The sequence below is a fragment of the Erwinia papayae genome (assembly GCF_058241465.1).
Map to the genome: position 1 here is coordinate 630792 of NZ_JBZCHT010000013.1, position 11718 is coordinate 642509.

General features: G+C 53.5%; 6 protein-coding genes, 1 tRNA gene and 2 rRNA genes. 2 read left to right on the top strand and 7 right to left on the bottom strand.

What is annotated here, in order from left to right; genetic code table 11:
* Positions 1 to 189: 189 nt before the first annotated feature.
* The 3 genes from AC3RPL_RS19090 to AC3RPL_RS19100 form a co-directional block, all read right to left on the bottom strand.
* A 23S ribosomal RNA gene (locus AC3RPL_RS19090) occupies positions 190 to 3093 on the bottom strand.
* A 361-nt stretch (positions 3094 to 3454) separates the two neighbouring features.
* A tRNA-Glu gene (locus AC3RPL_RS19095) sits at positions 3455 to 3529 on the bottom strand.
* Positions 3530 to 3618: 89 nt separating this feature from the next.
* Positions 3619 to 5160, bottom strand: a 16S ribosomal RNA gene (locus tag AC3RPL_RS19100).
* The 16S and 23S rRNA genes sit together here with 1 tRNA gene alongside, the layout of an rRNA operon.
* Positions 5161 to 5772: 612 nt before the next feature.
* Here AC3RPL_RS19100 and purH point away from each other — a divergent pair.
* Positions 5773 to 7362, top strand: a complete 1590-nt coding sequence (gene purH / locus AC3RPL_RS19105) for a bifunctional phosphoribosylaminoimidazolecarboxamide formyltransferase/IMP cyclohydrolase (RefSeq protein WP_490741164.1) — start codon at positions 5773 to 5775, stop codon at positions 7360 to 7362.
* A 15-nt stretch (positions 7363 to 7377) separates the two neighbouring features.
* A complete protein-coding gene (gene purD, locus AC3RPL_RS19110) occupies positions 7378 to 8658 on the top strand; it encodes a phosphoribosylamine--glycine ligase (protein WP_490741165.1) in 1281 nt (426 codons plus the stop codon).
* Between the two features lie 491 nt (positions 8659 to 9149).
* Here the strand turns inward: purD and AC3RPL_RS19115 are convergent, their stop codons facing one another.
* The 4 genes from AC3RPL_RS19115 to nfi all read right to left on the bottom strand — a co-directional run bounded on the left by AC3RPL_RS19115 (position 9150) and on the right by nfi (position 11717).
* Positions 9150 to 9809: a DUF1481 domain-containing protein gene (locus AC3RPL_RS19115; protein ID WP_490742094.1), complete on the bottom strand. Its 660-nt coding sequence runs from the start codon at positions 9807 to 9809 to the stop codon at positions 9150 to 9152.
* A 122-nt stretch (positions 9810 to 9931) separates the two neighbouring features.
* Positions 9932 to 10204: a nucleoid-associated protein HU-alpha gene (gene hupA / locus AC3RPL_RS19120; protein WP_002438605.1), complete on the bottom strand. Its 273-nt coding sequence runs from the start codon at positions 10202 to 10204 to the stop codon at positions 9932 to 9934.
* Positions 10205 to 10392: 188 nt separating this feature from the next.
* Positions 10393 to 10983 (bottom strand): YjaG family protein, encoded by a 591-nt coding sequence (locus tag AC3RPL_RS19125; RefSeq protein ID WP_034934480.1) that lies wholly within the window; start codon positions 10981 to 10983, stop codon positions 10393 to 10395.
* A 65-nt stretch (positions 10984 to 11048) separates the two neighbouring features.
* The gene (gene nfi / locus AC3RPL_RS19130; RefSeq protein ID WP_034934478.1) at positions 11049 to 11717 is read right to left on the bottom strand and encodes a deoxyribonuclease V; all 669 of its coding nucleotides are present in this window, start codon (positions 11715 to 11717) and stop codon (positions 11049 to 11051) included.
* Position 11718: the final 1 nt, after the last annotated feature.

An 11718-nucleotide genomic window follows, 5' to 3' on the forward strand; every position in this document is an offset into this window, starting at 1 on the left:
AAACGCTTCTTTTGCCCTGATACCGCGTTGCCTGCGCTCGTAAAGTCAGTCGCATACTTATGTATGCTCTTTCCTTTCCTTCGCCTGCCGCCTTCTCTCAGCACAAAATCTCACGTTCCCTGCAAATTACTTATCCGTCACAAGCTGAAAATTATTCACTGTCTCTCAACAGAACGCCTCTGGCGTTGTAAGGTTAAGCCTCTCGGGTCATTAGTACCGGTCAGCTCAACGCATCGCTGCGCTTACACATCCGGCCTATCAACGTCGTCGTCTTCAACGTCCCTTCGGGTGGCTTAAAGCCACAGGGAGAACTCATCTCGGGGCAAGTTTCGCGCTTAGATGCTTTCAGCGCTTATCTTTTCCGCACTTAGCTACCGGGCAGTGCCACTGGCGTGACAACCCGAACACCAGCGGTGCGTTCACTCCGGTCCTCTCGTACTGGGAGCAAACCCCCTCAATTCTCCAGCGCCCACGGCAGATAGGGACCGAACTGTCTCACGACGTTCTAAACCCAGCTCGCGTACCACTTTAAACGGCGAACAGCCGTACCCTTGGGACCTGCTTCAGCCCCAGGATGTGATGAGCCGACATCGAGGTGCCAAACACCGCCGTCGATATGAACTCTTGGGCGGTATCAGCCTGTTATCCCCGGAGTACCTTTTATCCGTTGAGCGATGGCCCTTCCATTCAGAACCACCGGATCACTATGACCTGCTTTCGCACCTGCTCGCGCCGTCACGCTCGCAGTCAAGCTGGCTTATGCCATTGCACTAACCTCCTGATGTCCGACCAGGATTAGCCAACCTTCGTGCTCCTCCGTTACGCTTTGGGAGGAGACCGCCCCAGTCAAACTACCCACCAGACACTGTCCCCGCGCCGGATCACGGCGCAAGGTTAGAACGCCAAACGTTAAAGGGTGGTATTTCAAGGATGGCTCCGCGCAGACTGGCGTCCACGCTTCAAAGCCTCCCACCTATCCTGCACATCAAGGCTCAGCGTTCAGTGTCAAGCTGTAGTAAAGGTTCACGGGGTCTTTCCGTCTTGCCGCGGGTACACTGCATCTTCACAGCGAGTTCAATTTCACTGAGTCCCGGGTGGAGACAGCCTGGCCATCATTACGCCATTCGTGCAGGTCGGAACTTACCCGACAAGGAATTTCGCTACCTTAGGACCGTTATAGTTACGGCCGCCGTTTACCGGGGCTTCGATCAGGAGCTTCTGGTTACCCATAACCCCATCAATTAACCTTCCGGCACCGGGCAGGCGTCACACCGTATACGTCCACTTTCGTGTTTGCACAGTGCTGTGTTTTTAATAAACAGTTGCAGCCAGCTGGTATCTTCGACTGGCCTCGGCTCGGGGAGCAAGTCCCTCCACCTACGCGCCAGCGTGCCTTCTCCCGAAGTTACGGCACCATTTTGCCTAGTTCCTTCACCCGGGTTCTCTCAAGCGCCTTGGTATTCTCTACCTGACCACCTGTGTCGGTTTCGGGTACGATTTCGTGTTGCCTGATGCTTAGAGGCTTTTCCTGGAAGCAGGGCATCTGTCACTTCAGCACCGTGGTGCCTCGTCATCACGCCTCAGCCTTGATTTTCCGGATTTGCCTGGAAAACCAGCCTACACGCTTAAACCGGGACGACCGTCGCCCGGCTGACACAGCCTTCTCCGTCCCCCCTTCGCAGCAACACCAAGTACGGGAATATTAACCCGTTTCCCATCGACTACGCCTTTCGGCCTCGCCTTAGGGGTCGACTCACCCTGCCCCGATTAACGTTGGACAGGAACCCTTGGTCTTCCGGCGAGCGGGCTTTTCACCCGCTTTATCGTTACTTATGTCAGCATTCGCACTTCTGATACCTCCAGCAGCCCTCACAGGCCACCTTCGCAGGCTTACAGAACGCTCCCCTACCCAACAACGCTTGCGCGCCGCTGCCGCAGCTTCGGTGCATGGTTTAGCCCCGTTACATCTTCCGCGCAGGCCGACTCGACCAGTGAGCTATTACGCTTTCTTTAAATGATGGCTGCTTCTAAGCCAACATCCTGGCTGTCTGGGCCTTCCCACATCGTTTCCCACTTAACCATGACTTTGGGACCTTAGCTGGCGGTCTGGGTTGTTTCCCTCTTCACGACGGACGTTAGCACCCGCCGTGTGTCTCCCGTGATAACATTCTCCGGTATTCGCAGTTTGCATCGGATCGGTAAGCCGGGATGGCCCCCTGGCCGAAACAGTGCTCTACCCCCGGAGATGAGTTCACGAGGCGCTACCTAAATAGCTTTCGGGGAGAACCAGCTATCTCCCGGTTTGATTGGCCTTTCACCCCCAGCCACAGGTCATCCGCTGATTTTTCAACATCAGTCGGTTCGGTCCTCCAGTTAGTGTTACCCAACCTTCAACCTGCCCATGGCTAGATCACCGGGTTTCGGGTCTGTACCCTGCAACTTAACGCCCGGTTAAGACTCGGTTTCCCTTCGGCTCCCCTATACGGTTAACCTTGCTACAGAATACAAGTCGCTGACCCATTATACAAAAGGTACGCAGTCACACCACGAAGGTGCTCCCACTGCTTGTACGTACACGGTTTCAGGTTCTGTTTCACTCCCCTCGCCGGGGTTCTTTTCGCCTTTCCCTCACGGTACTGGTTCACTATCGGTCAGTCAGGAGTATTTAGCCTTGGAGGATGGTCCCCCCATATTCAGACAGGATACCACGTGTCCCGCCCTACTCTTCGAACTCACGGCCTGTGCCTCTTCGTGTACGGGAGTATCACCCTGTATCCTGCGACTTTCCAGACGCTTCCACTGATGCACAAGCCGATGATGGTTCCGGGCTCCTCCCCGTTCGCTCGCCGCTACTGGGGGAATCTCGGTTGATTTCTTTTCCTCGGGGTACTTAGATGTTTCAGTTCCCCCGGTTCGCCTTGCAGCACTATGTATTCATGCTGCAATGATGCACTGAGTGCACCGGGTTTCCCCATTCGGGTATCGTCGGGTATCGCGGTTCATATCACCTTACCGACGCTTATCGCAGATTAGCACGCCCTTCATCGCCTCTGACTGCCAGGGCATCCACCGTGTACGCTTAGTCACTTAACCTCACAACCCACAGGCGTCCTTTCTTCTGGTTTCGTAACGACTGCGCGTCGTCATGGCCGCGTTATGCAGTGCTTGCAGTGCTCATGGACATCAGTCCACTCCGCCCTGCTGCGCGCTGACGCCTTGCCACGACCTTGCTCGTTCGTTACTCCGACAGAGTCACGCTGCATGTTGTAAGCATTTGAGAGACCCGAACATGTCGTCATGCCATTCTTATTACGGAGAATGACCACAACATGTCGTTTCAAATTTTCAGCTTGTTCCGGATTGTTAAAGAGCATGTATCTCATAACCGATTCACCTTGCGGTAAATCAGCTCTGAGATACGGGCGGAGACATCTTTCACCTGTCACCAGGCAGGTGGCGTCCCCTAGGGGATTCGAACCCCTGTTGCCGCCGTGAAAGGGCGGAGTCCTAACCGCTAGACGAAGGGGACACAAAGGTGTCTCGACTTCGCAGCCGTCCTGCTCATTACTTTTCTATCAGACAATCTGTGTGAGTACTGCACGGGAAGGTATCTTCAGGTAAGGAGGTGATCCAACCGCAGGTTCCCCTACGGTTACCTTGTTACGACTTCACCCCAGTCATGAATCACAAAGTGGTAAGCGCCCTCCCGAAGGTTAAGCTACCTACTTCTTTTGCAACCCACTCCCATGGTGTGACGGGCGGTGTGTACAAGGCCCGGGAACGTATTCACCGTGGCATTCTGATCCACGATTACTAGCGATTCCGACTTCACGGAGTCGAGTTGCAGACTCCGATCCGGACTACGACGCACTTTATGAGGTCCGCTTGCTCTCGCGAGGTCGCTTCTCTTTGTATGCGCCATTGTAGCACGTGTGTAGCCCTGGCCGTAAGGGCCATGATGACTTGACGTCATCCCCACCTTCCTCCGGTTTATCACCGGCAGTCTCCTTTGAGTTCCCGGCCGAACCGATGGCAACAAAGGATAAGGGTTGCGCTCGTTGCGGGACTTAACCCAACATTTCACAACACGAGCTGACGACAGCCATGCAGCACCTGTCTCACGGTTCCCGAAGGCACAACCCCATCTCTGGGGTCTTCCGTGGATGTCAAGGCCAGGTAAGGTTCTTCGCGTTGCATCGAATTAAACCACATGCTCCACCGCTTGTGCGGGCCCCCGTCAATTCATTTGAGTTTTAACCTTGCGGCCGTACTCCCCAGGCGGTCGATTTAACGCGTTAGCTACGGAAGCCACGCCTCAAGGGCACAACCTCCAAATCGACATCGTTTACGGCGTGGACTACCAGGGTATCTAATCCTGTTTGCTCCCCACGCTTTCGCACCTGAGCGTCAGTCTTTGTCCAGGGGGCCGCCTTCGCCACCGGTATTCCTCCAGATCTCTACGCATTTCACCGCTACACCTGGAATTCTACCCCCCTCTACAAGACTCAAGCCTGCCAGTTTCAAATGCAGTTCCCAGGTTAAGCCCGGGGATTTCACATCTGACTTAACAGACCGCCTGCGTGCGCTTTACGCCCAGTAATTCCGATTAACGCTTGCACCCTCCGTATTACCGCGGCTGCTGGCACGGAGTTAGCCGGTGCTTCTTCTGCGGGTAACGTCAATGAATGAAGTTATTAACTCCACTCCCTTCCTCCCCGCTGAAAGTACTTTACAACCCGAAGGCCTTCTTCATACACGCGGCATGGCTGCATCAGGCTTGCGCCCATTGTGCAATATTCCCCACTGCTGCCTCCCGTAGGAGTCTGGACCGTGTCTCAGTTCCAGTGTGGCTGGTCATCCTCTCAGACCAGCTAGGGATCGTCGCCTTGGTGAGCCGTTACCTCACCAACTAGCTAATCCCATCTGGGCACATCCGATGGTGTGAGGCCCGAAGGTCCCCCACTTTGGTCTTGCGACGTTATGCGGTATTAGCTACCGTTTCCAGTAGTTATCCCCCTCCATCGGGCAGTTTCCCAGACATTACTCACCCGTCCGCCACTCGTCACCCGGGGAGCAAGCTCCCCTGTGCTACCGTTCGACTTGCATGTGTTAGGCCTGCCGCCAGCGTTCAATCTGAGCCATGATCAAACTCTTCAATTAAAAGTCTGATTTGCTTCAACTCGTGAAGCGGTGCTCAGGAAAAACCGTAATGAATTACGTGTTCACTCTGAGGCTTGATATTTTTTTGCATCCTAAGATGCGGATATCAATCCTGTGAGTGCCCACACAGATTGTCTGATAAATTGTTAAAGAGCGGTGCAACCGGCAGCGCTGCTGCTGTTGCGAGGTGGCGTATATTACGCTCTCCTCCTTCAGAGTCAACTTCTTTTTTAAGAGGTTTTCTCCGGCGGCTCAGCGTTGCTGAACCTCCTGACTCGTCGGCTTCTCAGCCGCTGTTCCGTGTCAGTGGTGGCGCATTATAGGGAGTTTTCAGGGCCTGACAACCCCTAATTTATTAAAAACAGAGCGTTCGCTGCATTCCACAGCAAAAGCCCTGGTTATACGCAGTTATTCACAAACTTATCCACATTTGATGCCAACCAGGAATTTAGACGAGCATCACGCAAACGTTTTCGCTACAATGCCCGGCAAAATCCTGGTGCCAGCCAGGGTCGTTATCTCAGCCCACACTTTATTTACGTAATAAGAGATAATAGTGAAGGTTGATATAACGCTCTTATCTATGCGAACCAAAGCCAAGGGATCAACCTCATGCAACAACCTCGTCCTGTACGCCGCGCTCTGCTTAGCGTGTCAGACAAAGCCGGTATCCTCGAATTTGCTCAGGCGCTTTCAGCGCGCGGTGTTGAACTGCTGTCGACAGGTGGTACTGCCCGCCTGTTGGCTGAAGCAGGTCTGCCCGTCACTGAAGTTTCTGATTACACCGGTTTTCCGGAAATGATGGATGGACGTGTCAAAACTCTGCATCCTAAAGTGCACGGCGGTATCCTCGGACGCCGCGGCCAGGATGATGACATCATGAAGGAACATGAGATCTCTCCCATCGACATGGTGGTTGTTAACCTGTATCCCTTTGCACAAACCGTTGCCCGTGAAGGCTGTTCACTGGAAGATGCCGTTGAAAATATTGATATCGGCGGACCGACCATGGTGCGGTCGGCGGCGAAGAATCATAAAGACGTCGCCATCGTGGTCAAAAGCAGTGACTACCAGGCAATCATTGAAGAAATGGACGCCAATAATCACTCATTGTTACTGGCAACACGTTTTGATCTGGCGATCAAGGCTTTTGAACATACAGCCGCCTATGACAGCATGATCGCTAACTATTTTGGAAGCCTGGTGCCTGCCTATCATGGTGAGACTTCTGAAGCTTCCGGCCGTTTCCCTCGCACGTTAAATCTGAACTTCATCAAGAAACAGGATATGCGTTACGGAGAGAACAGCCACCAGGAGGCTGCTTTCTATATAGAAGAGTCAGTGGCTGAAGCGTCCGTTGCCACCGCGCAACAGCTTCAGGGCAAAGCACTGTCTTATAACAACATCGCAGATACCGATGCAGCGCTGGAGTGTGTAAAAGAGTTCAGTGATGCGGCCTGTGTGATTGTTAAACATGCAAACCCATGCGGAGTGGCCGTGGCGGGATCGATTCTTGATGCCTACGAACTTGCCTGGAAAACCGATCCCACTTCGGCCTTTGGCGGCATTATTGCTTTTAACCGCGAACTTGACGAAGCAACGGCTCAGGCCATTATCAGCCGTCAGTTTGTTGAGGTAATTATTGCCCCTTCCGCTAGCGAAGCCGCGCTGAAGATAACCGCAACAAAACAAAATGTGCGTGTACTGACCTGCGGCCAGTGGCAGCAGCGCCGGGCGGGTCTGGACTTTAAACGAGTCAACGGTGGCCTGCTGGTTCAGGATCGGGATCTGGGAATGGTAACGGCTGACCAACTGCGCGTAGTCAGTAAACGCCAGCCAACAGAGCAGGAGCTGCGTGATGCACTGTTCTGCTGGAAAGTAGCCAAATTTGTTAAATCCAACGCCATTGTTTATGCGCGTGACAACATGACCATCGGTATTGGTGCGGGCCAGATGAGCCGGGTCTATTCCGCGAAAATCGCCGGAATCAAAGCAGAAGATGAAGGGCTGGAAGTGAAGGGTTGTGCCATGGCGTCTGATGCTTTCTTCCCGTTCCGCGATGGTATTGATGCCGCTGCTGCCGTCGGCGTGAGCTGTGTTATCCAGCCAGGTGGCTCAATCCGCGACGAAGAGGTGATTGCCGCCGCTGATGAACACGGCATTGCGATGATCTTCACCGATATGCGCCATTTCCGGCACTGATTAAGGAGCTAAAGAATGAAAATTTTAGTTATTGGTAATGGCGGACGTGAACATGCGCTGGCATGGAAAGCAGCCCAATCACCGCTGGCTGAAACCGTTTTTGTGGCTCCCGGCAACGCAGGCACTGCGCTGGAACCTGCTTTACAGAACGTACCCATTAGCGCCACCGACATTGCTGCCCTGGTAAGCTTTGCCCAAAGTGAAAAGATTGATCTGACTATTGTTGGCCCTGAAGCGCCACTGGTCATTGGCGTGGTTGATGCGTTCCGGGCTGCGGGTCTGAAAATTTTCGGCCCAACGCAGGCGGCAGCTCAACTGGAAGGCTCCAAAGCCTTTACTAAAGATTTTCTGGCTCGCCACAAAATCCCAAGCGCGGAATACCAGAACTTCACCGAGGTGGAACCTGCACTGGCCTATGTTCGCAGCAAGGGTGCGCCCATCGTGATTAAAGCAGATGGACTGGCCGCCGGAAAAGGCGTCATCGTAGCAATGACACTTAAGCAAGCAGAAGATGCCGTTCAGGATATGCTGGCAGGCAATGCCTTTGGTGATGCCGGACACCGCATCGTGGTGGAAGAGTTTCTTGAAGGCGAAGAAGCCAGCTTTATCGTTATGGTTGATGGTGAAAATGTGTTGCCGATGGCTACCAGCCAGGATCATAAGCGCGTGGGAGATGGCGATACCGGGCCGAACACAGGTGGCATGGGTGCTTACTCACCTGCGCCGGTAGTCACCGATGAAATTCATCAGCGCGTCATGGATGAGGTGATCTGGCCTACCGTCAAAGGTATGGCTGCTGAGGGCAATGTCTATACCGGATTCCTCTATGCCGGTTTGATGATCGACAAAAGCGGCCAGCCGAAGGTGATTGAATTTAACTGCCGCTTTGGCGATCCGGAAACGCAGCCAATCATGCTGCGCCTGCAGTCCGACCTGGTTGAGCTTTGCCTGGCAGCCGTCGATGGCCGGTTAAGTAGTAAAGATTCCGTATGGGATCCTCGCCCTGCGCTCGGCGTGGTGTTGGCAGCAGGAGGTTACCCTGACGACTACCGTACGGGTACGCAAATTCATGGTTTGCCGCTGGAAGAGGTGCCGAATGGCAAAGTCTTCCACGCGGGCACCAAAATGCAGGATGAGCTGGTCGTGACGAACGGTGGACGGGTATTGTGCGTGACGGCTTTAGGTCACGACATTGCAGCGGCGCAAAAGCATGCCTACGAGCTGGCGAAGCACATCTCATGGGAAGGCAGCTTCTGCCGCAGTGATATTGGTTATCGGGCGATTGGGCGTCAGTAGTTGAGATAGAAAAGTTCACCGGCGAACATACCTGCTCTGCACCATGGAGGGTGCAGCTTTAGTAACAGGCAGATATGCCCCTCATCATCACGCTAACGAGAAATCGTATGCTGCAAAGCAGAAACAGAGCTTCTTACGCCCTCCTCCACCAATATGGTCAAATCTTAAATATTGTACTTAAAACGAGTGCGAGATAGCCGCGATTAGCCTTCAGAGCCGTCGTCATTGTCTGCAGTTCAATATCTTCCTGGTATGCGTATTAATAAAATCCCCGGTGCGCCGCCCGGATATCTGCTATTGCCGATCGGTTTCTGATGGCCGCCTTGCCAGATACCACGACACGTCAGGAGCAATGCATTCAACAGGCTGTAACTGATTCCGTTGTAACAGCATCCTTTTGCGACAGTTGCTGCCATATCATTTCATACAGCTGCAAACTCGTTTTCTCTATCCAACCTCAGTTTCTTACGATCCGACAGAGTCTGACGCCGTCAGAGATCGGCAGCCTTTGGTTCTGTAGCACAGATATTTTCTGTTGAAACCAGCAGTAGCTGTGTGCCTCGCGGGGCTTCAAGCCAGGAGAGACTCACCGGTTTACCGGATGCCTGCTGATGTTGAGTGATGTAATGCAGCGAAAAACTGTCAAATGCGGGGCGTGTCTGGCTTCCCTGACAGAGCGTTACCGTGCCATCTGCTGACCAGTGGCCCTGTTTCAGCATCACACGCCCGGCCAGCAGGTCATCGCTGATCCTGAGCATACGCCCGGCATCAAACTGATACAGCGCTACCGCGTCCGCTGAGAGCGCTTCCCGACGCCCTTCAAGCTGTCGCTGCATAAAGCTCAGTTTGTCATCCTGAAAGCGCATCATCACACTTTCAGGATGCTCACCACCGGTATGACGCTCAATGGAGAGCAGCTTATTTTGCTGCCACTGGTAGGTTGTCGTTTCCGTCGCTGTCCCACTGAACGGCGTATAAACCGTTATCAGGTGACTGGACCGGGCCGAGCCCTCCTTGCGCCATATGCGCACGGCACCGCGATCGGCAAGATAACCGCTGGCAGTAAAATCAGGCAATTTTTGACTTGAGCTACAACCCGCCATTAACAGCACGGCTAACAATACGGGAAGGGAGAAAGGGAATCGGGTCATCAGGTGAGTATCACGCAAAAATGACAGTCATGCCGTCGGGGCAGAGGAAAGTGGAGAGTGATATCCGTCGCAAACAAAAGGGGCTCACGCCCCCCTGTTTAAAACTTTTCACTGTCACACGATTACTTAACAGCGTCTTTCAGTGCTTTACCAGAAACAAATGCCGGTACGTTTGCAGCAGCAATTTTGATCTCTTTGCCAGTCTGCGGGTTGCGGCCAGTACGCTCAGCACGGTGATTAACTTTAAAAGTACCAAAACCAACCAGTTGTACAGCATCACCTTCTTTCAGAGACTCAGTAATCGCAGCCAGGGTGGATTCCAGAGCAGCTTTAGCCTGGGTCTTAGACAGGTCCGCTTTGTCCGCAATTACATCAATCAGTTGAGTCTTGTTCATAAGTTATCCTTACAGTGTATTTATCGCTTGCTAAGCATCGAGTGCGAGGGAAAAACCAGATTCTGGCACTCTCCTGCATACACGCACCGATAGCCACTTTTTTCAGCCCCCCAAATGTAGACCAGACAGGGGGCGAATGTGAAGCCTTAAGGCGCTACAAATCAGGCCTGAAGTCACGTTTTCTCGCCTTATTGCTGAAAATTTATACCAATATTGCTAATCCCTGATTCCCGCAGCTCAGAACGCAGTCCTTTTATCAATTCCAGGTCCCTTTCCTCGCAGGCGCTGAGCAGTCGAAAAATCTCCCACTGGATGTCCCATTCCTCTTCCACGGCCGGATTCTCTTTTAATTCTTCTTCGGTCATTTCACGACCGGCCTGGGTCATTTCCAGCATCGCCACGGTAGTAATAGAGGTTTCGCTAACGGTAATAGCGTGCGCAAGCGTGTCACCGCTGAGTCGGGAATGTAACAGCTCACTCAGCGCAACACAGGCATCAATGGCGGGGTAAACACCGTAGAGATCGTAATCCTCTGCTGCCGGAATCGCCTCCTCCAGCTTTTCCAGCTGTGAATCAAAATTGATTTTGGCCTCTTTAACCACCAGCGTTTCCCAAACCAGGTCAAGAATGCGGCGATAAAGTTGCCCATCGCCAAATGCGGTCTGCTGGCAAAATGCCCGGTAGTTGGGGTACATACGCTCACACAGGCAGGCCATGAAAGTCACATGCTGCCAGCTTTCCAGCTTTTCCAGCCGCAGGTGGATCGGATTACGTAACATGATGGGTTCTCTTCAACAATAGTGCGCGTCGGGAAGTGTAACTGAAAAGCCTGGTACTCACACCGTTAACCCTCAGAGTAAAGCCGCTTAAATGCAGAGCGCTGCGAAGCCACAGCATCCGCCCAGCGGGTCGGTTCCGGCAGGCGGTAGCCTTGCAGACAGGCTTCCACCCAGTGCAGAGCCGTATCCGCACTGACACGGTGCCCGCAGGAAATAAATAAGGGGTTACAACGCCGCTTGCTGCGCAGCACCCAGCCAGTCTGCTCTCCTTTGTCGATCAGTGGCTGCCGCGCGCCCGGCTGTTCTGCCAGCGGGTCAAACTGACCACACAGACGACGTTTGGCCACCCCTATAGTGGGTACATCCACCAGCAGACCAAAATGACTGGCAACCCCCAGACGACGTGGGTGGGCAATGCCGTGACCATCGACAAACAGCAGGTCTGGCTGATGCTGCAACTGTTGCCAGGCAGCCAGTAAGGCAGGGTATTCACGGAAGGAGAGGAAACCAGGAATATAGGGCATGGTGGTGGCTATGCGCGCAACGTGATGTTCCACCAGTTTCAGCGAGGGATATTCAAGAATCACCAGGGCGGCTCTGGTGATCTCACCGCCCTGTTCAAATCCGACATCCGCACCCGCAATAAGGCGCGGTGGCATTATCGCGAAATCATCTTCACGCACCACCCCGGCGGCGAGCATAAGCTGCTGCTGCTTTAATGCCTGAAGATCCATA